The 25,833-nt window shown below is 57.2% G+C and carries 20 protein-coding genes; 7 read left to right on the top strand and 13 right to left on the bottom strand.

Going from position 1 to position 25,833, the window contains the following annotated elements; all coding sequences use genetic code 11:
* Positions 1-139: 139 nt before the first annotated feature.
* The 4 genes from murD to H6G53_RS10015 form a co-directional block, all read right to left on the bottom strand.
* Positions 140-1,510, bottom strand: coding sequence for a UDP-N-acetylmuramoyl-L-alanine--D-glutamate ligase (gene murD / locus H6G53_RS10000; RefSeq protein WP_190532524.1), 1,371 nt, complete (start codon positions 1,508-1,510; stop codon positions 140-142).
* A 94-nt stretch (positions 1,511-1,604) separates the two neighbouring features.
* On the bottom strand, positions 1,605-2,099 hold the full coding sequence (locus H6G53_RS10005) for a hypothetical protein (protein WP_190532527.1): 495 nt from the start codon (positions 2,097-2,099) through the stop codon (positions 1,605-1,607).
* 131 nt (positions 2,100-2,230) lie between these two features.
* The gene (locus H6G53_RS10010) at positions 2,231-3,436 is read right to left on the bottom strand and encodes a murein transglycosylase A (protein ID WP_370567809.1); all 1,206 of its coding nucleotides are present in this window, start codon (positions 3,434-3,436) and stop codon (positions 2,231-2,233) included.
* A 470-nt stretch (positions 3,437-3,906) separates the two neighbouring features.
* The gene (locus H6G53_RS10015; RefSeq protein WP_099531721.1) at positions 3,907-4,161 is read right to left on the bottom strand and encodes a hypothetical protein; all 255 of its coding nucleotides are present in this window, start codon (positions 4,159-4,161) and stop codon (positions 3,907-3,909) included.
* Between the two features lie 631 nt (positions 4,162-4,792).
* Between H6G53_RS10015 and H6G53_RS10020 the strand changes: the two genes are divergently transcribed.
* The 4 genes from H6G53_RS10020 (at position 4,793) to H6G53_RS10035 (ending at position 10,118) form a co-directional block, all read left to right on the top strand.
* Entirely contained in the window at positions 4,793-6,166 is a 1,374-nt protein-coding gene (locus H6G53_RS10020) for a CmpA/NrtA family ABC transporter substrate-binding protein (RefSeq protein ID WP_190532531.1), read from the top strand.
* Positions 6,167-6,271: 105 nt separating this feature from the next.
* On the top strand, positions 6,272-7,108 hold the full coding sequence (gene ntrB / locus H6G53_RS10025; protein ID WP_099531719.1) for a nitrate ABC transporter permease: 837 nt from the start codon (positions 6,272-6,274) through the stop codon (positions 7,106-7,108).
* 80 nt (positions 7,109-7,188) lie between these two features.
* Complete coding sequence (locus tag H6G53_RS10030) at positions 7,189-9,186, top strand: nitrate ABC transporter ATP-binding protein (RefSeq protein WP_190529083.1); 1,998 nt, start codon at positions 7,189-7,191, stop codon at positions 9,184-9,186.
* A gap of 92 nt (positions 9,187-9,278) precedes the next feature.
* Complete coding sequence (locus tag H6G53_RS10035; protein ID WP_099531717.1) at positions 9,279-10,118, top strand: nitrate ABC transporter ATP-binding protein; 840 nt, start codon at positions 9,279-9,281, stop codon at positions 10,116-10,118.
* 140 nt (positions 10,119-10,258) lie between these two features.
* Here H6G53_RS10035 and H6G53_RS10040 read toward each other — a convergent pair whose 3' ends face one another.
* The 3 genes from H6G53_RS10040 to H6G53_RS10050 form a co-directional block, all read right to left on the bottom strand.
* On the bottom strand, positions 10,259-10,633 hold the full coding sequence (locus H6G53_RS10040; protein WP_190354030.1) for a hypothetical protein: 375 nt from the start codon (positions 10,631-10,633) through the stop codon (positions 10,259-10,261).
* Positions 10,605-11,192, bottom strand: coding sequence for a Panacea domain-containing protein (locus H6G53_RS10045; RefSeq protein WP_190532534.1), 588 nt, complete (start codon positions 11,190-11,192; stop codon positions 10,605-10,607). The genes H6G53_RS10040 and H6G53_RS10045 overlap by 29 nt, the downstream gene beginning before the upstream one ends.
* Before the next feature lie 300 nt (positions 11,193-11,492).
* Entirely contained in the window at positions 11,493-12,656 is a 1,164-nt protein-coding gene (locus H6G53_RS10050; protein WP_190532537.1) for a GuaB3 family IMP dehydrogenase-related protein, read from the bottom strand.
* A gap of 415 nt (positions 12,657-13,071) precedes the next feature.
* Between H6G53_RS10050 and H6G53_RS10055 the strand changes: the two genes are divergently transcribed.
* Positions 13,072-14,445 carry a TldD/PmbA family protein gene (locus H6G53_RS10055; protein WP_190532540.1) on the top strand — a complete coding sequence of 458 codons (1,374 nt, stop codon included), beginning with the start codon at positions 13,072-13,074 and terminating at the stop codon, positions 14,443-14,445.
* A 186-nt stretch (positions 14,446-14,631) separates the two neighbouring features.
* Here the strand turns inward: H6G53_RS10055 and H6G53_RS10060 are convergent, their stop codons facing one another.
* From H6G53_RS10060 to kdpA, 6 genes are all read right to left on the bottom strand, one after another.
* The gene (locus H6G53_RS10060; protein ID WP_190532543.1) at positions 14,632-17,481 is read right to left on the bottom strand and encodes a cyclic nucleotide-binding domain-containing protein; all 2,850 of its coding nucleotides are present in this window, start codon (positions 17,479-17,481) and stop codon (positions 14,632-14,634) included.
* A 155-nt stretch (positions 17,482-17,636) separates the two neighbouring features.
* Entirely contained in the window at positions 17,637-18,218 is a 582-nt protein-coding gene (gene kdpC, locus H6G53_RS10065) for a K(+)-transporting ATPase subunit C (RefSeq protein WP_190532546.1), read from the bottom strand.
* 3 nt (positions 18,219-18,221) lie between these two features.
* Positions 18,222-18,476, bottom strand: coding sequence for a K(+)-transporting ATPase subunit F (gene kdpF, locus H6G53_RS18545; RefSeq protein WP_199309203.1), 255 nt, complete (start codon positions 18,474-18,476; stop codon positions 18,222-18,224).
* A gap of 171 nt (positions 18,477-18,647) precedes the next feature.
* Positions 18,648-20,738 carry a potassium-transporting ATPase subunit KdpB gene (gene kdpB, locus H6G53_RS10075; protein ID WP_199309204.1) on the bottom strand — a complete coding sequence of 697 codons (2,091 nt, stop codon included), beginning with the start codon at positions 20,736-20,738 and terminating at the stop codon, positions 18,648-18,650.
* Positions 20,739-21,089: 351 nt separating this feature from the next.
* On the bottom strand, positions 21,090-21,815 hold the full coding sequence (locus H6G53_RS10080) for an FkbM family methyltransferase (RefSeq protein WP_190532548.1): 726 nt from the start codon (positions 21,813-21,815) through the stop codon (positions 21,090-21,092).
* Positions 21,816-22,033: 218 nt separating this feature from the next.
* Positions 22,034-23,674 (bottom strand): potassium-transporting ATPase subunit KdpA, encoded by a 1,641-nt coding sequence (gene kdpA / locus H6G53_RS10085; RefSeq protein ID WP_190532552.1) that lies wholly within the window; start codon positions 23,672-23,674, stop codon positions 22,034-22,036.
* Between the two features lie 310 nt (positions 23,675-23,984).
* Here kdpA and H6G53_RS10090 point away from each other — a divergent pair, with 310 nt between their 5' ends.
* Positions 23,985-25,109, top strand: a complete 1,125-nt coding sequence (locus tag H6G53_RS10090; RefSeq protein WP_190532556.1) for a sensor histidine kinase KdpD — start codon at positions 23,985-23,987, stop codon at positions 25,107-25,109.
* On the top strand, positions 25,090-25,779 hold the full coding sequence (locus tag H6G53_RS10095) for a response regulator transcription factor (protein WP_190532559.1): 690 nt from the start codon (positions 25,090-25,092) through the stop codon (positions 25,777-25,779). The genes H6G53_RS10090 and H6G53_RS10095 overlap by 20 nt, the downstream gene beginning before the upstream one ends.
* The last annotated feature ends 54 nt before the right edge of the window (positions 25,780-25,833 follow it).

Consider the following 25,833-nt stretch of genomic DNA (forward strand, 5'->3'; position numbering starts at 1 on the left):
CCTCTTTGAACTTTCGTGGCTAGTGTTGGAGGCTAGTGTTGGAGGCAGCATAACAACGGTGCAACCGACTCCGAAAAAGCATTAGATTTCCCAGCGCTGACCTGGAAATTTTCACCTTTCAATTTTGGCTCAGTTTGCCTTAGCTTTGTTGGGCAATCCAATCGAGACAACATTGGCGGAAATGATCGCCCCGAACTTCAAAATTTGGGAACTGGTCAAAGCTGGCACAGGCAGGCGACAACAAGACGATCGGGGCCTCGTGTGCTTTGGCCAACTCGGCGGCCCGAGGCACTGCCCGATCGAGCGTTTCCACAATTTCCGTAGCCCCATAGCCAGCCGCTTGCAGATTGGCTTGGAAGGTTTCGGCCGCGCTGCCAATCAGCAAAACGGCGGCGGCTCGGGACTGAATGGCCGAAATCCAGGCGCGATCGTCCCCTTCTTTGGCCTCGCCGCCCGCAATTAGGATCGCCGGTTGGGCCACCGCCTTCAGCCCCACTTCCGCCGCATCGTAATTGGTGGCTTTGCTGTCGTTGATGAAGTCGATGCCTTGCCAACTGCCCACCCGCTCCAGACGATGGGGCACGCCGGGAAAATCGCGCACCGCTTGGGCAATGGTTTCCGGGGCAATGCCCGCATAGTGGGCCGCAGCCACGGCCATCAGCAGGTTTTGTTGGTTGTGGCGGCCGGTCATGGCCAGGGCGCTCACGGGCACGATCGCTTGGCCAGCCACCACGGCCCAACCGTCTTCGACCCAAGCCCCCCGATCGGGGTTGGCGGGCAACTGGTCACGCCCGGCCACACTCGTCCAAATGGCGTTGGGATAGGGGGCGATCGCCTGGGCCCGCAGGGCCGGATCGTCACCATTCAAAATTTGCAGGGCCGCTCGATCGATCAGGCTGGCTTTGATGCTGAAGTAGTTGTCTAGGCTGTAGTGGCGAGCCAAGTGATCGGGGGTGAAGGTGGTCCAAATGCCGATTTTGGGGGCCAGGTTTTGGGAGGACTCAATTTGGTAGCTGCTGACTTCAGCAATCACCCAATCGATCGGGTTGGCTTCCGGCAAGGCCAAGCCACAGGCGGCGGCTCCAATGTTGCCGCAAGCGGGCGCTTTTCGGCCGGCCGCTTGAAAGATGGCGGCCGTGAGGGCGGTGGTGGTGGTTTTGCCGTTAGTGCCGGTGATGGCCACCCAAGGGGTCTGTTGCAGGTTGCGCCAAGCCAACTCCATTTCCCCGATCGTGTCGATGCCGAGCGCCCGGGCCCGGGCCACCCCGGGGCTATCCCAAGGCACGCCGGGACTGACCACCACTAAATCCGGTTGCGGCTCGATCGGGTCGGGGTTGAAGGTGTCGCCCAATCGGACTTGGATGCCCAACTGGGTGAGTGTGGCTTCGATCGGGGCCAGGCGATCGCCCGTTCCCCGATCGCTCACGGTCACCCGCCAGCCTTGGGCCGCCAACAGTTGCGCCGCCGCCACTCCAGATTTACCCAATCCCACAATCCAAGCCGTTTGCACGCTCAAGGCTCCCGTTTTGTCTCTGAACTTTTGCTTCTGAACTTTTGCTTCTGAACTTTTGCTTCTGAACTTTTGTTTCTGAATCAGACTCTTTTTAGCGCTGCCGTTCCCGTTCCAAGGCATCGATCGCATCGCCCAGGGCCGTGGTCAAATCCCGTCGAGTGCGATCGTGGGCTTCTCGTTCTGCCTGGAGTTGTCGTACCAGTTGTGCCAGTTGCTCGCGCAGTTGCCGACATTCAATTTGAGCCTCGGCCAGGGTGGCCGGAGTGCTGGCGGGCAGGGCGGCCCCAACGCTGGCAGCCTCTCCCAGCGGTTCCCACCCGTCCAGCACTGCATCGGGATTGCCCCGCAGCCGATCGACTTCCCCTTGCAGCCGGGTCTGTTGTTGCTGAAACTGTTCCCGATCGGCTCGGCGTTGTTGGGCTTCCGTGGTGTAACGGGCTTGCCAAGCGTCGGCGGCCTGGTAGGCCGCATCCCGATCGCGTTTCAGGTCGGTCACCTGTTGTTTGAGGGCTTGAATTTCCCCAATCCATTGGGTGACCTGTTCGTGGGACAGGGGCCCTGCCCCATTCAGCCCTTGGTTGCTCATGGCCGATCTCCGAATGGTTGCCAACTGCTTACGGACAATTGCTAATTTTTCAGCAACTGATTTTTCAGCAACTAATTCCTTAGCAACTGATTTTTCAGCAACTAATTTCTCAGCAACTAGTTTCTCAGCAACTAATTTCTCAGCAACAGGTAGTAGAGCCGGCCGCGCGACCCGGTGACCCCGGCTCGATTCCCGGCGATCGGGCCCGTGCCCATGAAGTAGTCGGCTCGGCCGGGGCCAATCATGGCGCTGCCGGTGTCTTGATCCAACACAAACCGGCTGACGTTGCGATTCACCACGCGCCCGTCCGCGCTGGCATAGGGCAGCGTTGCGTTGACCAAAGCCAAGGCTCCGGGGGGCATCAGGGAGCGATCGGTGGCGATCGAGCGATCAGGCGTAACGGGTAAACCCAAGGTTCCTGTGGCCGGCGCGCCAAAGGTTTCCCGGAAGAAGATAAACCGCGTATTGCGGGGCAAGTAGTTATCCAATTCCTGGGGATTTTGGCGGAAATAGCGAATCATCACCGGCAGGGTCAACCCTTCAAAGGGCAGCTTGCCATCTTTGGCCAGCTCGCGGCCCACGCTGGTGTAGCCATAGCCGTTGTGGTTGGCATAGCCGACGGTGATCACGTTGCCATCGGGCAATTGCAGCCGGGCCGAACCTTGGATATGCACCAAAAAGGCTTCTAGGCGATCGCTCAACCAAGCAATTTCCTGGCCACGCAGGGGGCTGTTGGTGCCTTGGCCGTCTTTTCCTTCCAAGACTTCGCGGGTGGGCATGGGGGTGCGCCAACTGGCCAAGTCGGCCGGCTCCCGATAAATCGGATAGCGATAGGTGGCGGAGGGGGTGCGGCTGGCGCGATAAATCGGTTCGTAATAGCCCGTGAAGAAAACATCACCGTTGCCATCCCGCCCGATCGATTGGTAGAGCGTAAATTCCCGATCGACCAAGGTGGCCAACTCGCGGGCCGATCGCGCCTGGGTCACCAGTTGCCGAAACCGCCGCACACTCCGCAACACCCGATCGCGCGTGATGCCAGCGACGGGATAGTTTTGGTAAGCCGTGGCGGCCGCTGGCGATTGCAAATAGCGCAAGCTGTGGTCGATCGATTGCAACAGGTTACGGCGATCGCCTGATTGGCCGAACAGTTGCTCATCTAAACCCAACAGACCCGCAATCGATCGCGCCTGTACCGGCCGCAGGGGAATCCGCTGTTCCGCTGGCGAAAGGGGGGTTTCTCCCTGGTGCAGAGGCGGCGGAGTAGACCGCTGGGCCAAGGCCGGAGAGCCGCTGAAGGTGGAGCCGCTCAACGCCACAGAACCCAAAAGAGAACTCAGACTAAAAACCGCCCCCCAGTAACTAAACTTGGGAGCGGCATGATGGCCAGAACGGCGATTGGTGGCCAGGTGATCGAACTTAGCCCTTAGCTCAGATTGATCGGATTGATCGGAGCGATGGCGGAAGCGATGGCACAGGAGATCTTTCAGGGAATCTTTCAGACTCATGGGGGTGGTTGGGGTGAAGCGGTGAGGAGCAATCGCGATCCCCGATCGGCATGGGGCGACAGCGATCGGCTCAGAGGCGATCGGGTTGGGGATCGACGGACTATTGCTATCAGACTGGCGGGTGATCGCGCAAGCCCCGATCGGGGAATTGCTTCCTCGATCGCCCCATTGCATCGCCACACCAGTTTTGAGACCAATGGCCAACCACCGTTCAACCCCGATCGCCCCTGAAGCGACTGCTTAAGAACTCCTAGTCGATCGAAGAGACCCACAAAGGAGCAGCTTTGGCATCCCAGGCATCCTTAAAACGATCGATCAATGCTGGAGTTAAACACCGGTTCCACCCGGATACCTAACACCTGCGATGGCCGCACCACCATATATTCACCCTGGAGATTTTGGATCGGCACACTAATGAAGGCCGAAGAGTCCTGCTTCGGAACCAAGTCCGTGCTGTACCACTTTTGGAAGTCTTGAATCGTGCGGAAGCGAACTTCCTCGCGGTGACCGCCCGCCAACAGGATATGCACCGCAAACTCATCAGGTGTTCTCGGCATCGGCCCGGGATCCTTATAACAACAACAACTGCTGCCGCAGCAAACTACCCATCAACACACTCATCAACATTCGTTCCAAGGCAGCTTGGTTGCCAGCGGCGATCGCCCCAAACAACCAGTGACCCTTAATTAGCCACCTTAATCTTGGCCACCTTAATCATGGAGCTTGCCCAGACTTTACCAAAAAAATGGGTTTAAAGCCCCGCCCTTGTGGAGCGGCTGATCGATCGGGGCGGGCAAAGCATCGGCCGGGATATCCATAAAGCAGCCTGACTCGATCGATTAGTCAACTTGTGAAATCTGTGAAATCTTAGATTGTGAGAGCTAATCAAGATAATCAAAACTTGTTCTCAACAAAAGAATCATAAAGAGAAGCTTATGAAGACAATTTAGTTTTTGTTATTCCCAAGTCGATCAAGTATCTAGACTTTTTATGAAAGAACCTTTAGCATGTCTGAAGTTGCTAAAGCGGGAAGGCGCTTGACAAGCGGGATTCAGCCCCTATCATCAAGCTCCGATTTAAATTTTCTTGGCTCTTAGCGATCAGCTTTTTCACAACTCATGACAAATTTAGCGACCCCCCGATCGCCCGGTTTGTCGTGCTCAACTTTCACTTAAGGTTGCTAGCGCCATGTCTGATGAGTTCGGATTTTCGCGTCGTCGCTTTCTATTGACCGCTGGAGCCTCCGCCGCAGGCTCCATTCTTTTAAAAGGATGTTTGGGAAATCCCCCAGAACCCGGTGGCACTGCCGCTAGTCCCGCCGGAGGATCGCCCGCCAGCACCGGTAGCCCCGCAGCCTTGACCCCGGAAACCACCCCGGAAGTCACCAAAGCCAAGCTGAGTTACATCCCGATCGCCGAATCTGTTCCCCTGATCATTGCCAAGGAAAAAGGCTTTTTCGCCAAGTACGGCATGACCGAAGTGGAGGTGTCCAAGCAAGCCAACTGGGCCGCCGCTCGCGACAACGTGGTGATCGGTTCCCAAGCGGGTGGGGTTGATGGGGGTCAGTGGCAAATGCCCATGCCCCACTTAATCACCGAGGGCATCATCACCAACGGCAAAAAAGTGCCCATGTATGTGTTGGCTCAACTGGTAACCAACGCCAATGGCATCGCTGTTTCTGGCAAAAATGCCGGCAAAGGATTGGGCTTAGATCTCAAAGGTGCTCAGGCCTACATCAAGGACTATGCCAAGGCTAATGGTCGCAAATTCAAAGCAGCCCACACCTTTCCCAACGTAAACCAAGATTTCTGGATCCGCTATTGGTTTGCAGCCGGTGGAATTGACCCCAACAAAGACATCGACCTGCTGGCTGTTCCCCCGCCAGAAACCGTACAAGGGATGCGGATCGGGACGATGGATGCCTTCAGTACCGGTGACCCCTGGCCCTATCGAATTGTCAACGACAAGATTGGGTTTATGTCTTGTTTGGTCACCGAAATGTGGCCCTACCATCCCGAAGAATATTTCGCGATGCGGGCAGATTGGGTGGATGCCAACCCCAAGGCCACCAAGGCATTGCTGAAGGGAATCATGGAAGCCCAGCAATGGTGCGACAAGCCCGAAAACCGCGCAGAATTGGTGAAAATTGTTTCCGGTCGGAACTATTTCAACATTCCTGCCAACATTCTGGAGCCGCCTTTCTCAGGCAAATATGCCATGGGAGATGGCAAGCCGGACATCAACGATTTCAACAAGGGCCCGCTCTATTGGAAAGACCCGATCGGGAGCGTTTCCTATCCCTACAAGAGCCATGATCTTTGGTTCCTCACGGAAACTATTCGTTGGGGCTTCCACAAGGATTACGGTTTCACAATCGCCAAGGCTAAGGATTTGGTTGAGCGAGTCAATCGCGACAGCATTTGGCTGGAAGCTGCGAAGGAAGCAGGGATTACCGATGTGCCCAGCAGCCCTTCCCGTGGGGTAGAAACCTTCTTCGACGGCATCAAGTTTGATCCTGAAAAGCCCGAGGATTACCTCAAGAGCTTGGCCATTAAGGCTTAGGAATTCGCTCCCAAGGAACCAACTCCTTCAGGACGACTCACACACCCAATTGGTTGAATTCTGCTTCATTCAACTTCTTTCTTCGACTTTCGAGAGAACATCACCATGGCACCTTCTGTATCTCGATCGAACGGCATTTCCAAGCCCTCCGCCTTTGACCAATGGCTGAAGAAAAATGGCAGCACGATCCTATTACCTGCGATCGGGATTTTAGGATTCCTGACCATCTGGCAACTGATTGCTTGGTCGGGTGTGACCCGGTTGCCCGGCCCCCTGAGCGTGTTTACCGACGAGCGCACCCGCACCCTGCTGCTCTATCCCTTCTACGATCGCGGCGGGTTGGATAAGGGTCTGTTTTGGCAAACGATGGCGAGCCTGGTGCGCGTGGCCCAGGGTTATGCGATCGCCTCGGTCGTGGGCATTTCATTGGGGATTTTAGTGGGTCTTTCACCGGCCATTGATAAGGCACTGGATCCGGTTTTTCAGTTCTTGCGGATGATTGCACCGCTGGCGTGGGTACCGATCGCCCTGGTGACGTTCCAACAACCGGAAATTTCGGCAATCTTCGTGATTTTTGTGACCGCTGTTTGGCCGATTTTGATTAACACCACGGTGGGTGTGAAGCAAATTCCCCAGGACTACATCAACGTCAAACAGGTGTTGCAACTCAAGCAAAAAACCTTCTTCTTCAAGATTCTGTTCCCCTCGGCCCTGCCCTATATCTTCACGGGTTTGCGGATTGCGATCGGTCTGTCTTGGTTGGCAATTATTGCGGCTGAAATCGTGATTGGTGGCACATTGGGTATCGGATTCTTCATCTGGGATGCTTATCAGCAAAACTACGTCAGCGAAATCATTCTGGGCGTGGTTTACATCGGAGCTGTGGGCTTGATTCTCGATCGCGCTGTTGCCTACATCCAAACCCTGATCCTGCCGGAATAAATCGGTAAATCGCCAGTTTCAAAGGGCGCAAGCGTTGCGCCCCTACCTATTCCCTCCGCTGGTTTTTAGAGGATTGCCCCATGAGTGCATTCGTTGCGATCGAGAATCTCGAAAAAGTCTTTCCCCTCAACCAAGGTGAATACCTCGCCCTCAAGGGCATTGACCTGACGATTAAAAAGGGTGAATTCGTTTCCCTGATTGGTCACTCCGGCTGTGGCAAATCCACCCTGCTGAACATGATTTCCGGGTTGGACTTTCCCACCGATGGCCTCGTCACCCTGGAAGGGCAACGGATTAAAAAACCCGGGCCCGATCGAATGGTGGTGTTCCAAAACTATTCGCTGCTGCCCTGGTTGACCGCCCGCGAAAACATCGCCCTGGCTGTCGATGAAGTGATGGGTGATTTGCCCAAGGCCGAGCGCGATGCGATGGTGCAAACCCACATTGATATGGTGGGTTTGAAACAAGCCGCCGAAAAGCGCCCCGGTCAACTGTCCGGCGGGATGAAACAACGGGTGGCGATCGCCCGTGCCTTGGCACTCAAGCCCAAGCTGTTGCTGTTGGATGAACCCTTTGGTGCGCTTGATGCCTTGACTCGCGGCAATTTGCAAGAAAAGCTGATGCAAATTTGCGAGGAAAACCAAGTCACCGCCGTGATGGTGACTCACGATGTGGATGAGGCGGTGTTGTTGAGCGATCGAATCGTGATGCTCACCAACGGCCCCGGCTCCAAGATTGGGCAAATTTTGGAAGTGGATATTCCCCGCCCTCGCAAGCGGATGGAAGTGGTGGAACACCCCAGCTACTACAAGCTGCGATCGGAAATGATCTACTTCCTAAACCAACAGAAACGGGTGAAGAAGATCCGCGCCCGCAAGGTGGAAGTGGTCGCCAAACATGGCTTGGAAAAAGTCAATTTGGAAATCGGCTTTGTGCCCCTCACCGCCTGCGCTCCCCTGGCTGTGGCCAAAGAAAAGGGCTTCTTTGAAAAATATGGTCTTGATGAAGTCAACCTGGTGCGGGAAACCAGTTGGCGCGGCATCGTAGATGGGATTGCCGGTGGCTACATCGACGCGGCCCAAATGCCCTCGGGGATGCCAATTTGGTTAACCGTTGGCGGCCATGAGGATCGCCCCTTGCCCACGGTCACTTCCCTGACCATGAGCCGCAACGGAAACGCCGTCACCCTTTCCAAAAAGCTGTTTGATGCGGGTGTCCAAACCGCCGCCGACTTCAAAAAGCTGCTGCGGGAAACGCCGGGTAAATCCCACATTTTGGGGATGGTTCACCCCTCTTCCATGCACAATTTGCTGCTGCGTTATTGGCTAGCAGCCAACGAAATTGATCCCGATCATGATGTGCATTTGGAAACGATTCCGCCGGCCCAAATGGTGGTGGATTTGAAAGCGGGCAGCATTGACGGCTATTGCGTCGGTTCGCCCTGGAACCTGCGGGCCGCCATGGAAGGCGTGGGCGTGACGATCGCCACCGACCTGGAAATCTGGCAAGGACACCCCGGCAAAGTCCTGGGCGTGCGCGAGGACTGGGCCAACGCCTACCCCAACACCCACGTGGCCCTGGTGAAGGCGCTGCTGGATGCCTGCCGCTACTGCTCCGACCCGGCGAACCACTTGGAAGTCCGCAAAATCCTGAGCGATCGCGCCTATGTGGGCACCCGCGAGGAATACATCCACCTGGGCGATCCAAAGGAGCTGACCTGCGACCTGGGCAACCCGATCGAATATGCCCACCACTGGTTCTATGGCGAAGGGGCCAACCGTCCCAGCCGCACGGAACACCTGTGGATGATGGCGCAGATGGCTCGCTGGGGCGATGTGCCCTTCCCGCGCAACTGGCTGGAAGTGCTGGAGCGGGTGGTGCGCCCAACCACCTACAGCATCGCCGCCCGGGAGCTGGGCTTGCTGGATGAGAAGTTCCGGCGCGGGGCGATCGAACTGTTTGATGGCTCGGCCTTCGACGCGGAAGACCCGATCAGCTACCTGAACAGTCTGGCGATTAAGGCCAACATCTCGATCGCCGAAGTTCACCTCGATCCGCCACGCATCTTGGCTGCCTAAATTCCGAAGAGGGCGCACGGCGGTGCGCCCCTACAGAGAAACATCGCTTCAGTTTGCAATCCGAATTAACCGATTCGTCGGAGGTTTTTAGGATGTCGATCGCCACCAACAGCGCTCAAAAAGTTGCGCCGCTCCAGTCTTCCGGCACGCCCTTTCTAGAGTTCAAAGGGGTTAACAAAACCTACCCCACCGGCAAAGGCCCCTACGTCGTTTTGGATGGGGTGAACCTCACCGTTAATGAGGGTGAATTTATCTGCGTAATCGGTCACTCCGGTTGCGGGAAATCGACCCTGTTGAGCATGGTTTCTGGGTTTGCCCAGCCCACCCACGGCACGGTGCGCCTCAAGGGTCAAGACATCAAAAAGCCCGGGCCCGATCGAATGGTGGTGTTCCAAAACTACGCCCTATTGCCCTGGTTGACGGTGTTTGAAAACGTCTATCTAGCGATCGATGCGGTGTTTCCCGAAAAACCTGAACGGGAAAAGCGTGCTATGGCTCGCGACAACCTGGCCATGGTGGGTCTCAGCGAAGCCATGGAAAAGAAGCCACCGCAAATTTCCGGGGGTATGAAGCAGCGGGTTTCGATCGCCCGCGCCCTTTCTATTCAACCGGAAGTGTTGATTCTCGATGAACCCTTTGGTGCGCTGGATGCGATCACCAAGGAAGAACTCCAAGAGGAATTGCTGAAAATTTGGAGTGGTCGCCGCTGCACGGTGTTGATGATCACCCACGACATTGATGAGGCGCTCTTCTTGGCCGATAAGTTGGTGATGATGACCAACGGCCCTTCCGCAAAAATTGGGGAAGTGATGGAAATTCCGTTCGATCGCCCGCGCGATCGCGATCTGATCATGGAAGATCCGCGCTACTACGATCTGCGGAACTACGCCCTCGATTACCTATTCAATCGCTACGCCCACGACGACGAATAGGCGCGACAATTTTTCAGTTTTCTCCTCAGCAACTTTGCTTCTTCCCCGTTTGCCCCATCAGGGCGATCGGGGATTTTTATTGCCTATAGAGAGTGACCCATATCAATTTAGAAGTCGAAGGAGAATCTAGGAAGACCAGATCAATCAATAACTGCTTTTAAAACATTTCTCAAGTCAGGATCTGATGGACGTTTAGCAAACTGCTCATGGCTATATAGCCACACCAACCGAATAATTCGTGCTTCAGCGTCCACAAGATACATTAAGCGAATCTGGCCAGATGCCCCGCGCCCTACTTTCAGCTCCAGTTTGTGAAACGTCCAGTTATCAGGCAACCGGAAGCGACTAGGTAATGGTTCTTGGCGAGAACTTGGTGGATGAGGATCATCCATCAACTGTTCTAATATGAAGGTCATCTGACTGACCATCACTTGACCTGTAGCCTTAACCAACTTTTTAAAAGAGCGCTGAAATTGCTCAGAACTCTCAATCGAGAAGGGAGTTAAGCCAGTCATTCACTGCTCCTTTCTCAATCGTAGCGGTGGGTGGATTTGTTAAGGATGTATGGAGCATCTGGGTCATCGCCGCATCATAAACTGGCGATGATCGCTCAATTTGCTCTAATTTTTGATCACCTAATGCTTTGAGATCATTCAGTGAAATGGGTTGTGTTGAGCTCGCTTCCGCAGGCAGTCCTCGACGAGCCTTCTGCCAAGGAAATTCACCATGACTCATATCACTCAATCGGTAGGCATGATAGTTACCAAAGTGATCCCAAACCTCATCGAGAACCGATTGGATTTCTTTTGAAAGATGAGATAGCTTTTTTCGCTCAGGAAATGGCAATTGCTGGGCTTCAAAGTCACTATAAAATCGATAGGCAGGTGGGCAAACGGGCCCATATCGCCATGCTTGAATCTCTTCAGCAAAGAGCGGTTGATCATACAAAGCCAGGTGCAAGCTCTGGGCGTAATAGAGCAGCTTTTGCACCTTCATATTGGTTATATCGACTTCCAAGCCATCTTCATAGGCTCGGGCAATGAAGTATTGAGCAGCATCGAGGCAGCTAATCATGGCTTGGGTTCCCCTCTGCTTTGGTCGATCGCTAATCACTTCTCAGTCCATTCTAGAGTTCTCGACTGTTCAAAATCCAGTTCCAAATGCGGGAAAAACGCGATCGCACATGCTTCAGACGATTCAAAAGCATTAAAAAACCGCCCGAAGCTTGTTCGAGCGGGGTGTGGTGTGAGGAGTGAACGGAAACATGCGTCTCCGCTATACCTCTATTCTATACGCTGAGTTTGCCTCTCGATAAGGATTGTGGCCGATCGCCCTATAAATTGAGACGAATCGACAACCTCAGCAGGCGATCGACTATTTGCCCATGCCCAACTGTTGGGCCTTCTGATACACCTTGCCCTCGGTCAACAGCGACGGCGCAACGGCCACCTCCACTTGCTGCATTTCCTTCAGGGTGCTGGCTCCCAACGTGCCCATGCTGGTCTTCAGTGCGCCCAACAGGTTGTGGGTTCCGTCGTCCAACTTCGCGGGGCCGATCAGGATTTCTTCCAGGGTTCCCGTTGTGCCCACCTTGATTCGCGTCCCCCGGGGCAGCACGGGGCTAGGCGTGGCCATGCCCCAGTGGAAGCCGCGACCCGGCGCACCGGCCGCCCGCGCAAAGGGCGAGCCAATCATCACCGCATCGGCTCCGCAGGCGATGCACTTGCAGATGTCGCCGCCGGTCACCAAGCCACCGTCAGCAATAATCGGCACGTATTTACCCGTCTTGGCGTGGAATTCGTCGCGAGCGGCCACGCAGTCGGCCACGGCAGTCGCTTGGGGCACACCAATGCCCAACACCCCGCGCGAGGTACAGGCCGCACCGGGGCCAATGCCCACCAACACGGCGGCGGCTCCGGCTTCCAACAGTTGCAGGGTCACTTCATAAGTGACGCAGTTGCCCAGGGCCACGGGCATCGGCATTTCTTTGCAGAATTTTGCCAAGTTCAGCGGGGTCACGCCTTCGGGGGAGACGTGGTTGGTGGAAACAACGGTGGCTTGGATAAAGAGGATATCGGCTCCGGCTTCGGCGATCACGCTGCCGAATTTTTGGGCGGCGATCGGGGTGGCGCTGACGGCTGCGATGCCGCCGCCGGCCTTCATTTCCTGAATTCGCTTAGCAATCAAGGCTTCTTTGATCGGTTCGGCGTAGAGTTCTTGCATCAAGGGCACGAATTCATCTTTGCCGACGGAGGCAATCCGATCGAGAATCGGTTCGGGATCCTCGTAGCGGGTTTGGATCCCTTCCAGGTTCAACACGCCCAATGCCCCCAACTGGGCCAGCTTGATGGCGGTTTGGACATCCACCACGCCGTCCATGGCGCTGGCAATAATCGGGATCGTGCGTTCGATGCCGCCGATCGTCCAGCGGGTATCGGTGACGTTTGGATCAACGGTGCGGCCCCCCGGCACCAGGGCGATTTCATCAATACCGTAGGCCCGGCGAGCGGTTTTGCCTCGTCCCAATTGAATGTCCACTGCGCTTGCTTGCTCCTTGGCTCGAATCGAGGTTTGCGATCGCTCATATAGATAACCCTAGAATTCGTTTTGCAGAGCGAATTCGGGGGGTGATTGAGCGGGTTGGCGAAATGTATTCCAGCTAGGGTATCAAATCTAGCAGACGGCGCGATCGCTTCTAGAATCTTGGGCGATCGATTCGCGATCGCCCCCTTGACTTTCGGAGGACTGGGCCGGGAATGGGCGGGTTGCGCGGCCCCCGCAACGGTACAATTTGGGGCAGCGTTGCGGTCTGGCGCGGTTTTGCTGGCGCACGATCGCTGGTGAAATGAGGGGTTGCCCGCGTGGCTCCCTTGGTGTTGGCCGGCCCCTGGCCGACCCTGTGCTAATCCCAAAAGCCGCAGTGATGTTGTCAATTGCCCCTGTGAATTGCCCTATGGGTGCTGCTGAGTGGCCGGAAGTTTCTGCAACCAACGGAATCGCCACAGGTGCGATCGAACCGGAGCAATTACTCGATTTAGCCCAGCGGGCCGGTGCCGAAGCCGCTGAAGTTTATCAATCCCAGTCCCTATCGCGGCCGGTTTCCTTTGAAGCAAACCGCCTGAAGCAAATTGAAAGCGCCCAGGCCGCGGGCACGGCCCTGCGGCTTTGGAAAAATGGTCGGCCCGGCCTGGCGGTGGCCTATGGGCCCGTGGATGCCCAGGCCTTGGTGGAACGAGCGATCGCCCTCAGTGCGCTGAACGACCCGGAAGACATTGAACTGGCTGACAGCGCCGCCGCCGACCACTACCCAGACTTGGGCCAGGCGATCGCCGTGGAACAGTTAATTGAGTGGGGCAAAAGCGCGATCGCCCATATTCGCGATCGCCATCCCGATGTGCTCTGTTCTGCGGAGTGGGAAGCGGATGTGGAAACCACCCGATTGGTGAACTCCCGCGGCCTCGACTGTGGCTACAGCGACACCACCTTGGGCTGTTACCTGTCCGCCGAGTGGGTGCGGGGCGATGACTTTTTATATGTGGCCGATGGACAAACCCAGCGCGATCGACTCGACCCGATCGCGATCGCCCAACAGGTGGTGCAGCGGCTCGATTGGTCTCGGCAAAACGCCGCCACCCTCACCGGCCGGTTGCCCGTCCTGTTCACAGCCAAAGCCGCCGACATGCTTTGGGGAACCGTCCAAGCCGCCCTCAATGGCAAGCAAGCCCTCGAAGGAGCCTCGCCTTGGGGTGGGCAAACGGGCAAGTTGGAAGGCAGCCGCCTGGGCGATCGGGTCTTGGATGGGGGAGTAACCCTGTCTCAGCAGCCCGAAGCGGGGCCCTACAGTTGCCCCTTTGATGACGAAGGCACGGCCACCCGGGCCATTGATTTTGTGAAAGACGGGGTGCTGCAAAGTTTCTACGCCGATCGCAAAACCGGCCGCCGCCTGGGCATTGGCACCACCGGCAACGGTTTCCGGCCCGGCTTGGGCAGCTATCCGGCTCCCGGCCTGTTCAACATGGTAATTACCCCCGGCCAAGATAGTTTGGAGCAACTGATTGCCAATTTGCCCTCGGGCCTGATCATTGACCAAATGTTGGGTGGCGGCGCAGGCATTTCCGGAGATTTTTCCGTGAATATTGACCTGGGCTTTTGGGTGGAGCAGGGGCAAATTGTCGGCCGAGTCAAGGACACCATGGTGGCGGGCAATGTTTATGCCGCCTTGAAACAGGTGGTGGCGCTGGGGGGAGATGCGGAATGGAACGGCTCTTGCTACACACCCTCGATCGTGGTGGATGGCCTGTCGATTACGGGGCGATCGGGCGATTAGGCGATCGGCCGCATTCTGGCCAGGCAACGGACAGGAAAGCTAACGGGCCAGCTCCCAGCAATCACCAGCCATAGGGCGATCGCCCCAAAAGCAAGGGCGCACCGAAATGCGCCCCCCCTTTCAACTATTCAGTTCATGGCATTGGGCTGATGCCGTTTGGCCATGCAGCCCCAGCGATCGGAACGGTTAGCCCACGGCCCCAGCGGTCGCCAGGGTCGATCGCAGGCTCAAGACCTGTTGCAGACGGCGGCTTTCTAGCTCCAGCACCCGGCGGGACAGCTCGCGATCCTGATCCAGTAGGTCATCAAAGCGATCGACCGGCATGGCCAAAATTCGCGTCGGCTCCGACAGGGCCACCACCGTGCCCGTTTGCTCCGAATGGGCCAGCACTTCCAGCTCATCAAGCACTTGCCCCGGATGGAACGCGGTCGGCTCCGGCTCGCCCGGTCGGGTGATTTGCGCGTCGCCTTCGATCAACACCAGCAGTTCGCGGCAGGTGTCGCCCGCCTCGACGATTTCAGCGCCGGCCCGGTAGCTGCGGACTTCCGATCGCGCCGCCACCTCCAGCAGCAATTGCCCGTTCAAATCCGCGAAGAAATCGGTATTGGCCAAGGCCGCCAATTTTTCCAGGGTCGGACAATCCACCAACAGCAGGGGCCGATCGGGGTCGGCATCCACCACCCGTTGGGCCGTGTCCGCCACGATCGGGTCAGGAGCCGCCAGCCAATCCCGCGCCAAGCTCACGGCCCGGGGCCGATCGACCCGCGCTAAGCCAAACAGGGCCACCGCCTGGGCCGTGGGCGGCATTTCCACCTCGCCCAGCAAATGGGCCAGGTCATCGGCAATGTCCGAAGCGGGCAGGTCGATCGCACAAGCGCCGCCCCCCGGTGCATTGAGCTGCTGCCAAATCTCGGGAGTCAGTCGATCGCTCCAGCGATCGTCCGGATCGGCTAGCACATCCGGCAGGGTCACGGCCGCCAAGGTGCTGAGGGTTTGGGCAAACCGCTCGGCCACCGGGTCGTTGCCCAACCGCTCCAGAATTTCCAGCAGCCCGCGAATCACCAACTCCTGCTGGTGGCGCACGGTCGATCGCAACACCGTGAGCAACGACGACAGGGCCGGCTGGGCCAGCAGTTGCGGTTGGTGCAAGCGGCGGAACCGATCGACCTCCACGGTCAGCCGCGCGATCAGTCGATCGCCCCGCTGTTCCGCCGCCTGGACGCGATCGAGCTGAGCGATCGCCCGTTCTTCGTCACTGGCGCTAATCCCATATTCCAACCGCAGGGCCGCCAACTCCTCGGGGTTGACCGCCAAGGATTCCAGGGCACTTTGGCGCGGGCCGCCCCGATTTTCTTGCAGGGCGATCGTCCGCTCCAGAGCGCGCCGATAGCCCGTCAAGCGCACCAGATTTTCCAAGCTGCGTTGGCGGTTCGGATCGAGCAGGGCCGGATCTTCCACGCCCAACTGGGCCAGAATTTCCCGGTGATCATCATCGGAAATATCCAACTCTTGACGCAATTGCCGCAATACTTCCAAGCTGCTGGCGGTGTCCGTAAAGCCTTCTTCCAAGGATTCGCGCAGCACGCCTTTGTAGGCTTCCCGCCGTTGATTTTGGGTGAAGCCGGGCAGCACTTTGGCCAGCACATACAGCTCGTGGGGGTTCAGATCGTCGATCGACCGGCCCTCAAAATATTGCGCCACATCCAACCGCATTTTCACCAACTGTTTGCGGAAGCGGTTGGCCAAGTTCTCCAACGAATAAAGCCGGGGGCTGCGGGCCCAGGCCCGTTGCAACCAAAAGGCACTGAGCAGCACGAGAGACACATCCCACAACCACTGCACTTTATAGGGCAGTTGGGTGATGATCGGCCGGCCGCCAAAGATAAAGAAGAAGTTGAACACCGCAAAGGTGCAGATCGTGAAAATTCGGTGTTGCAGCACTTCGCGGGGCAACTTGGCGCTGCCGGCCCACAGTTGCCGAATCGCCCGCTCCGCCGCCAGTCCGATCGCCACGCCCAGCACCGTAAATAGCCCCAAGGTCAAGGGCACGGCCAGCAGTTTGGGAATCGCGATCGCCTGGCCCGCCAGATAAAAACCAGGTTTCAGCCATTGGCCGATCGCGTCGGCTTGCCGCGCCCAATAGCCGGACATGTAGTAGTTCCAGTTCCCGGCGTAGAGGTAGTAATAGCCAAAGTAGCCGACCACCAAGCCCACATAGCCGTAGTAGAGCCAGCGGGTGGTGCGATCGGTGATGTCATCCCAATACGATCGCTCGGAGTCAATATCAATGCAGGGATTTTGGCAGGCCACACAGGCGCTGCGTTCCTTGCCTTCCGGGTCGATCGTCCGGCACATGGACTGGGTAATCGGCGTTTCGCTGGTGTGGGCCTTGCTGGCAAACAGGCCGCCCGGTTCGCCATAAACCCGCTGCACCGGAGCCATCGGGCAAAAATATTGACACCAGGACTTGCCGCCGTAGAAATAGCCCACCGCAATGGCGATCGCGATCGTCCCCAACAGCCACAGGCCCAGGGCCAGGCGATCGGAATTGATCACCAAAATCCGCAAGCACAGGCCCACAAACAGCCAGCCAAATTGCAAATAGGGATAGTTACGCCCCAGCCAGGAATTGGGTTTCACCTTGGCCAGTTCCGATTTCACCTTGCCGGTTTTCGGGTCGGTTTTGGTGCGTTGTCGCTGCCAACCCAAGGCCCGGGGAATTTGCGACAAAAACGACAGGGGGCAAATCCGCCGCCACAGCTCGTGGCCAAACACCAACAAAATCAAAATCCCCGCCGGAACCACAATCCCCCAAAACAGGGAAGTCCCGATCGGGTAGGGCTGCTCAGGCAAGCAGTTGCCCTGGACGGTGACGCATTGGGTGGGGTCAACCCGAAACGGACTCCAGGTTTGTTCCCAGCGGGTCAAGGCGGAGGAAAAGGGGTCGTAAAACAGGGAGGCGATCGTGCCTAACCACCCGATCGTCAGCACCCAGCGAACCCGATGAAAGGTGCGTTCAGAGAAGCGAGCGAACATGAGTTTTTTGAGCGAAATAGGGGAGCAACAAAAACGAAATCAGGTCAATGAATCCTGCTATCAACGCACAGAATGAGGTGCAGGGCCAGCCCCGCACCTCAATCTTAAAAAATCGCCATTACAAGTTGGGAAGCGGCGGTTCCTCTGCCGGTCTCCTAACGATTGAGCCGATCGAGGGCGAGATTCAGCTTCAGCACATTCACCCCCGGCTCGCCAAACAGATTCAGGAACGGGCGATCGGTGGCTTGGTCAATCAGGCTCCGCAGTTGGTCGGGAGTGACTTGCCGGGCGCGGGCTACCCGATCGAGCTGGGCGATCGCGCTGGCGGGGCTGATGTGCGGATCCAAACCAGAGCCGGAACTGTAGAGCAAATCGCCCGTGGGTTCGATGCCGGCCTGTTGGAGGCGCTGTTTTTCCGTGGCGATCCGTTCCGCGAGGGCCGGGTTGGTGGGGGCCAGGTTGCTTGCGCCAGAGATGCCGGTTTTGGCCACCTGGGGATCGGTGCTGTAGGCGATCGCGCTGGGGCGGGGCCAAAAGTAGCGATCGCTCGTGAAGGGCTGACCAATCAGGGCTGACCCGATCGCCTGACCTTGAGCATTCGTTAGCAAGCTGCCATTGGCCTGGAACGGCAGGGCCGCCCCCGCCAGCAACAAAATCACCGGGTAAATCACCGCCGTCAACAACCACAGGGCCGCCGACAGTCGCAGCGATCGCCCCATTTCGCGTAGGAAGTCCATGATCTAAAACCGCTCCGGTTGAAAAATCGCCACGAACAGATAAATCGACAGGGCAATGGTGGCCAGGCCCAACAGGGCGATCGCCCCCAGTTGGCCGCTGTTCAGGGGGGCTTGGCCCGTAGCGGCGGCCGTGGCCGGGGCGATCGCGGCGAGGGCGGCGAGCCAAGCCAGGCCCCAGCGCAGGCTCCAGCGCACCCAAGGCGTGAGGCGGCGATCGGGCGATCGATCCGGTGCTGAATGGTGCAACAGGGTTTTCATGGAAATTAGGCTCCGGCTGGATAAACGCTCAAATGCTTGCTTGACCTACGGGACGGTTCCTTGGATTGCCCTCACCCCAACCCCTCTCCCAGGTCGGGAGAGGGGCAATCTTTTCTCCCCTTCGCCCTCCTTGGGAGAAGGGGCCGGGGGATGAGGGCATTAATAACGAACTCAACCGACCCAGCGGCCGATTGCCACATCGATCGCCTTGATTGCAATGAACGGGGCGATCGTGCCGCCCAGGCCGTAGACCAGAATGTTGCGCTGCAAGAGGCGATCGGCCGACAGGGGCCGGAACGCCACCCCCCGCAGGGCCAAGGGCACTAGCGCCGGGATGATCAGGGCGTTGTAGATCAAGGCGGACAGCACCGCCGAGTTGGGACTCGTCAGGCCCATCACGTTCAGGGGCCCCAGCCCGATCGAGGCAAACAGGGCCGGGATAATCGCGAAATACTTGGCCACGTCGTTGGCGATCGAGAAGGTGGTCAAGGCTCCCCGGGTCATCAGCAGTTGCTTCCCGATCGTCACGATGTCGATCAACTTCGTGGGGTCGGAGTCGAGATCGACCATGTTCGCCGCTTCCTTGGCCGCTTGGGTGCCGGAGTTCATGGCTACCCCCACGTTGGCTTGGGCCAGGGCGGGCGCGTCGTTCGTGCCGTCGCCAGTCATGGCCACCAGCTTGCCTTGGGCTTGCTCCCGTTGGATGGCGGCGATTTTGTCTTCGGGCGTGGCTTCCGCGATGAAGTCATCCACCCCCGCTTCTCGGGCAATCACTTCGGCGGTGATCCGGTTGTCGCCCGTGAGCATGACGGTGCGAATTCCCATTCGCCGCAGTTGGTCAAACCGCTCGCGGATGCCGGGTTTGATCATGTCTTTCAAATAGATCACGCCGTAGATTTGGTTGTTTTCGCAAACTGCCAAGGGTGTGCCCCCCAACCGCGACACCTGCTCGAAGGCCGCGTCCAAATCGGCGGGAATCGAGCCACCGCGCGATCGAGCAAATCCCTTGATCGCATCCACCGCGCCCTTGCGGTATTCTGTGCCGTCGGGCAAATCCGTGCCGCTCATCCGGGTGCGGGCGGAAAAGTCCAGGCCCGTGGCGGCTTCCGGCGTGGGATTGGGGCGATCGCTCAGTTTTTCTGCCAGCCGGACGATCGACTTGCCCTCGGGGGTTTGGTCAAACCAACTGGCGGCCCAGGCCACGCGGGCCACGGTGTCGATCGGGTGGCCGCCCACGGGAATGAACTGTTCTGCCAGGCGGTTGCCGAGGGTAATCGTGCCGGTTTTGTCCAGCAGCAGGGTGTTGATGTCGCCGCAGGCTTCCACGGCTCGGCCCGAGGTGGCGATCACGTTGAACTGGGCCACCCGATCCATCCCGGCAATCCCGATCGCGCTCAACAGCCCCCCGATCGTGGTGGGGATCAAGGCCACCAACAGGGCAATCAAAATCGCAATGCTGGCGGGACTTTGCACATAGGCAGCCACGGGCGGCAAGGTGGCGATCGCCAACAAAAACACCTGGGTCAACACCGCCAACAACACCGTGAGGGCAATTTCGTTGGGGGTTTTGCGGCGCTCGGCTCCTTCCACCAGGGCAATCATTCGATCGATAAACCCCTGCCCCGGATCGGCGGTGACGCGAATTGTCAGCTCGTCGGACACAATCCGCGTGCCGCCCGTGACGCTGCTGGCCGTGTCCGATCCCGGCTCCTTCAGCACCGGAGCCGACTCGCCAGTAATCGCCGACTCATCCACCGAAGCCACCCCGGCCAACACTTCCCCATCGGCGGGGATCACATCGCCCGCGGCCACCCGTACCCGATCGCCCCGTTGCAACCGAGATGCAGATATGGCTTCTTCGCTGCCATCGGGCAACAACCGCCGGGCGATCGTGTCTGCTTTGGTGGCGCGTAGGGCATCGGCCTGGGCTTTGCCGCGACCTTCGGCGATCGCCTCGGCCAAGTTGGCAAACCAAACCGTCGCCAACAAAATCAGGGCGATCGCGCCATTCACGGCCCGGGCATTCGGATCGGCCACGGGGCCAAACAAATCCGGGGCGATCGTCACCAACAGCGTCACCACCGTGCCCAACCAGACCACGAACATCACCGGGTTATGCACCGCCTGGCGCGGGTCGAGCTTCCAAAAGGCCTGCTGAATGGCGCGGCCATATAACCCTTGGTGACTGACTTTGGGCGTGTGGCGACGTTGCGATCGGGGGCCGCCCGGAGTGCGCCGCATCTTATTTGCAAGACTGTTCATAAACAGACGGTTCCTAACAAAAGCGCTGAATGGATTAACGGCTCCACCACCCGGGGCAAGGGGCTTAAGCCCCTTGTCTTCAACGGTTTCGGGATAGTGAAATCAGGGTCTTGGGAAATAGGGAGCGACCTAACGCAGGGCAAATCCTTCGGCAATCAGCCCCAGGGTCAACACCAGAAAAGCGGACTTACCGAGAAAGCAGGCTTACTGAGAGCGCGAACTTAAAGAAAACTTAATTACTAAAACCAAAGTTTTTAGTAGTGCCTTAAGTAATGACAAAGTAGTAAAATTTTGTGACCCAAGTGATTAACTATCAAAAAAATTATTATCTCACAAATTTTGTCGAGGTCTTCAATTATGAGATGCAATTAAAGTTGGACCAACCTTAGCCTCAACCTTATACCCTTGACCAACCATGTATCTAAACACTGGATGCTGAAGGGGCTTAGAGAAATCAAATCCATGAGCTTCTACAAGAAGAATTTTCGGGCAAAATCGTTGAATATCAAATGACCACAAAATTTCCTCATCTAGACCCTCACAATCGATATCCAGGATATCTATTGATTGTTTAGGGGGAAGATATTGGTCAAGAATTGAGTTGAGTGTTCGCATTTCAATTAATCTTGATCCCAGGTAGTGAAATCCTGAGTCTTTAAATCCCTGAGCCATAGCATCGGAGAATGTGTTAACTGCACCATCAGAAAACATATGTAATTTTTCAAGGCCACATGTGTTTCCTACGCCAAAATTCAAATTAATATCTCTTGGTCTTGCAGACTCAAATAAAGCAATGGAGTGGGGGTTAGGATCAATGTTAATTCCCTTCCAGCCGACATTGTACAAGAAGTTTGTGTTTGAGTAGAGAGATGGGTGAAACGCTCCAACATCTACATAAAAACCAGGACACCTAATATCAATACTTAATACTGACAGTAAATGCCTTAGAACAGCATCTTCACCACATTGAGAGTAACTGTTATAGTGCTGCATTGATTTTAATATCCAGAAAAAGTTTTTGATTAGTAGCAGTGAGCTACAAAAACACTCAAACACTTCTTTTATTTTAGCACTCATGATGATCAGGAGTCATGAAATTGAATTGAGAGCAAAATAGGCATTCATGAGGCAAAAGCAAAATTATTTATTATCACAAAATATACTTTATTGTGACAAATTAGTTTGTGCAAAAAAGTTCTGTTTTAATTGAAGACTTTAAAGCCGTTAGATAAAATTCCTTGTCTTCAACGGTTTCGGGATCGTGGAATCAGGGTCTTGGGAAATTACGAAGCGACCTAACGCAGGGCGAATCCTTCGGCGATCGGCCCCAGGGCCAACACCGGGAAAAAGGTCAACAAGCCCAAAATCAAAATCGTTACGCCCGTCACCGTCGTGAACAAAAACGTGTCCGTGCGGAGCGTGCCCGAGGTGGCCGGAGCCGGTTGCTTTTGGGCCATGCCGTCCGCCAGCAACAGCAACGCCGCGATCGGCAGGTAGCGCCCCGCCAAAATGCTGACCGTTGCCGACAGGTTCCACCACAGTGTCCCGTCACCCAAGCCCTCAAAGCCCGAGCCATTGTTGGCCGCTGCCGAGGCGTATTCATAAATCACCTGGGAAACCCCGTGGAAGCCGGGGTTGGAAATGCCCGCCAATTGCTCCGGAAAGGCCAGGGCGATCGCCCCGGGAATCAACACAAACACCGGGTGAACCAGCAAGATCGCACTGGCCAAAATGATTTCCCGTTTTTCGATTTTGCGGCCTAGGAATTCCGGCGTGCGACCCACCATCAAGCCGGTTAAAAACACCGTCAAAATCAGGAACACATACAGATAAGCCGTGCCAGTGCCTTGGCCGCCCCAAACCATCTGCAAAAACAAACCCAGCAAGGTGGCCAAACCACTCCCCGGCATCAGGGAATCATGCATTCCATTCACAGCGCCGCACATGGTGGCCGTGGTGGTGACTGCCCAAAGAGCCGTTTGGGCCCAACCAAAGCGCTGTTCTTTGCCTTCCAAGTTGGGGCCAGGAGCCAGGGTCGGGTTGCCTTGCCACTCTGCGATCGCACTGAGGGCAATTAAGCCCACAAAAATGCTGCCCACCAAGCCAAATAACCACCAAGCTTGTCGCCGATTTTGGCTGATTTCCCCATAGGTAAAAATCAACCCCACGGGAATTAGCAACATCGCCACAATTTCTAAACTATTGGTGAAATTGTTGGGATTTTCAAAGGGGTGAGCGGAGTTAATGGCAAAGAATCCGCCGCCGTTTTCCCCCAGTTGTTTAATCGCTTCAAAGTGGGCCACGGGGCCGCGGGCGATCGCCTGGGTTGTCCCTTCCAAGGTGCTAGCCATTGCTGGCCCAGCTAGGGTTTCCGGCGCACCATTCAGCAACAGCAACAGGGCGATCGGGATCGACAGGGGCAACAACACCCGCGTGATCGATCGCGTCAAATCCCGATAGAAATTGCCCAAGGGTTGCCCACTTAGGCCGCGAATAAACGCGATCCCCACGGCCAGCCCCGTGGCCGCCGAGAAGAACATCAAGTAGCCCAAAATTCCCACTTGGGAACCGTAGCTAATCGCCGTTTCGCCCGAGTAATGTTGCTGGTCGGTGTTGGTTAGAAAGGAGACGATCGTATGCACCGCCAAGTCCCAACTGGGCGCACCCACACCCGTGGGATTCAGGGGCAAGCGGTCTTGCAGCCAAAACCCGCCAAACCCCACTAGAGCGATCGCCAAGTTACTGGCCAACACCGCCCGCAGATATTGCCCGCCGGTCATCGGCTCATCGGTGCGGTGGCGAATTTGCCGGTATAGCCAGCGTTCGGGCAGCCAGTCCGGCCCTTGGAATACCCGCGCCATGTAGCGCCCTAAAAATGGGGCGATCGCCCCCACGATCAACAACGTCAGGGCAATTTGCAACCAGCCCGATAGCATAAAGACCCGATCCACTCGATCGGACGAAAGACCAGACCCCCATCCACCCGATCGCGGGCGCTGGGGAATCCTCTCAATCGTCGGGCGATCGCCCCGCATCCGCCATCTATCAATCGGTCTAAACATCCGGCCTAGGCGATCGTCGATCTATACCAACCGTTTAGTCCTGTAGGTTGGGTTGAGCTGTGCGAAACCCAACGCGATCAATGCAAGGGTTACAGGCGTTGGGTTTCGTGCCTCAACCCAACCTACGAGATGATCTTTATAAACGCCACCGGATCGCTCCCACTGCTAACCCCAGGACAATGCCATGACTCGGCGATCGACCCCATCAGTTCCCTTGGCCCGGCAACGGGTTTGGATCGGCAGCGCCACGGTGCTTTGGACGGTGCTGGCGATCGCCGCTGAATTTTTGACCCCCACCGATTACGTGTTGGGCTATTTATATGTAGTTCCGGTCGGGCTGGTGGGGGCCTATGGCCGGCCCAAAACCACCATGGTCGTCACCCTGGGGGCGATCGGGCTGGTGTTGCTCAACCTGTGGGTGCCGGCCGGGGCGATGGGTTCACCGGCCGCCATCACCAATCGGTTATTGGTTTGTTTGGCCCTGTTGGTCACGGCCCTGTTGAGCGATCGGGCCCGGCGCGATCGCACCCGGCTGGCTCAACAACAGGCCCAACTGGCCGCCCAAAGCCAGCTCGCCCAACTGCGCGAAGACTTTGCCGCCACCTTGACCCACGACCTGAAAACGCCGCTACTTGGGGCGATCGCCACCCTGGAAGCCTTCCAAGCCCAACAACTGGGCCCCGCCACCGAACAACAGCAACAGGTGTTGGCAGTGATGTTACGCAGTCATCGCAACAGCTTGCGCCTGCTGGAAAGCGTCCTGGAAATTTATCGCAACGACGCGGAAGGGGTCTTGCTTGATCGCCAGCCTTGGGAGTTGGGAGAGTTGGCGGAACGGGCGATCGCGCCGTTGCGGGTGTTGGCGGCGGGGCGGCGCGTCACGATTCGGCTGGAGCGCGGCGATTCGGGCTTTTGGGCCAGCTTTTGGGTGGCAGCCGATGCCTTGCAGTTGGAACGGGCGATCGATAATTTGCTGCTGAATGCCCTCAACCACGCGCCGCGCGACTCGCAAATTTTGGTGCAGTTGCGATCGCTCGGGTCTTGCCATCGGCTGGAAGTTTCTGATTCGGGCCCCGGGATTCCCCCGGCGGCGCTGCCCAAGCTGTTCGATCGGTTCTATCAAGCGGGCAGCGATCGCCAGCTCACCGGCTCGGGGTTGGGTCTTTATCTCAGCCGCCAAATCATCGAAGCCCACGGCGGTAGAATCTGGGCAGAGAATCGATCGCCCCAAGGCGCAACCTTCCTGGTGGAGCTGGCCGCTTGTCCTCCGCCAATTACCCCCGCAGTCCATGCAAATTCTGCTGATTGAAGACGACGAGCTATTTCGCCTGGGGCTGACGATCCGGCTCCAGCAGGAAGCCGATTGGCAGGTGGCGGCGGCGGCCGATGGCGAACAGGCGATCGAGCTGGCGCGCCAACAATGTTTTGATGTGGCACTGCTGGATATTGGGTTGCCGGGGCTAGGCGGCGTGGAAACCTGTCGGCAACTGGTGCAGATTCAGCCCGCTTTGCCCGTGTTGGTTCTCACCTCCCGTGCTGAACCCGACGCGATCGCCCGGTTGGTGGCCGCCGGAGCACGCGGCTATTGTCGCAAGGGGATCAGCGCCGAAACGTTGATTCTGGCGATGCGATCGATCGCCGCCGGGGCCTCCTGGTGGGATGACCTGGCCACCAGCCAAATCCAAGCGGCCATGGCTCAATCGGGGGAATCTAGCGTTTCCAAAACCGTCACGAGTCGGGGCGATCGCCTGGCCACGGGGGCGATCGAGGAACTCACCCACCGGGAACAGGAAATTTTGCATCTGATTGCTCAAGGCCAAAGCAACCAAGACATTGCCCAAACCTTACACATTGCCCCCGGCACGGTGCGGGTGCATGTCCATGCCATCTTGCAAAAACTGGGCGTGCGCGATCGCACTCAAGCCGTAGTTCACCTCTTGCAACACCAAGCGCCGATGGGCGATCGCGCCATCTCCTAGGTGTCCTTGGGGATTTTTCACCTAATATTTGTGATATTCGTGCAAGAGGTTGAT

This window comes from Limnothrix sp. FACHB-406 (assembly GCF_014698235.1).
Taxonomy (GTDB): domain Bacteria; phylum Cyanobacteriota; class Cyanobacteriia; order CACIAM-69d; family CACIAM-69d; genus CACIAM-69d.

Coding starts and splice junctions, on each gene's coding strand:
- H6G53_RS10005 (WP_190532527.1), bottom strand. CDS start 2,099: ATGAGCAACCAAGGGCTGAATGGGGCAGGGCCCCTGTCCCACGAACAG.
- H6G53_RS10015 (WP_099531721.1), bottom strand. CDS start 4,161: ATGCCGAGAACACCTGATGAGTTTGCGGTGCATATCCTGTTGGCGGGC.
- H6G53_RS10020 (WP_190532531.1), top strand. CDS start 4,793: ATGTCTGATGAGTTCGGATTTTCGCGTCGTCGCTTTCTATTGACCGCT.
- ntrB (WP_099531719.1), top strand. CDS start 6,272: ATGGCACCTTCTGTATCTCGATCGAACGGCATTTCCAAGCCCTCCGCC.
- H6G53_RS10030 (WP_190529083.1), top strand. CDS start 7,189: ATGAGTGCATTCGTTGCGATCGAGAATCTCGAAAAAGTCTTTCCCCTC.
- H6G53_RS10035 (WP_099531717.1), top strand. CDS start 9,279: ATGTCGATCGCCACCAACAGCGCTCAAAAAGTTGCGCCGCTCCAGTCT.
- H6G53_RS10040 (WP_190354030.1), bottom strand. CDS start 10,633: ATGACTGGCTTAACTCCCTTCTCGATTGAGAGTTCTGAGCAATTTCAG.
- H6G53_RS10045 (WP_190532534.1), bottom strand. CDS start 11,192: ATGATTAGCTGCCTCGATGCTGCTCAATACTTCATTGCCCGAGCCTAT.
- H6G53_RS10055 (WP_190532540.1), top strand. CDS start 13,072: ATGGGTGCTGCTGAGTGGCCGGAAGTTTCTGCAACCAACGGAATCGCC.
- H6G53_RS10060 (WP_190532543.1), bottom strand. CDS start 17,481: ATGTTCGCTCGCTTCTCTGAACGCACCTTTCATCGGGTTCGCTGGGTG.
- kdpC (WP_190532546.1), bottom strand. CDS start 18,218: ATGGACTTCCTACGCGAAATGGGGCGATCGCTGCGACTGTCGGCGGCC.
- kdpF (WP_199309203.1), bottom strand. CDS start 18,476: ATGAAAACCCTGTTGCACCATTCAGCACCGGATCGATCGCCCGATCGC.
- kdpB (WP_199309204.1), bottom strand. CDS start 20,738: ATGAACAGTCTTGCAAATAAGATGCGGCGCACTCCGGGCGGCCCCCGA.
- H6G53_RS10080 (WP_190532548.1), bottom strand. CDS start 21,815: ATGAGTGCTAAAATAAAAGAAGTGTTTGAGTGTTTTTGTAGCTCACTG.
- kdpA (WP_190532552.1), bottom strand. CDS start 23,674: ATGCTATCGGGCTGGTTGCAAATTGCCCTGACGTTGTTGATCGTGGGG.
- H6G53_RS10090 (WP_190532556.1), top strand. CDS start 23,985: ATGACTCGGCGATCGACCCCATCAGTTCCCTTGGCCCGGCAACGGGTT.
- H6G53_RS10095 (WP_190532559.1), top strand. CDS start 25,090: ATGCAAATTCTGCTGATTGAAGACGACGAGCTATTTCGCCTGGGGCTG.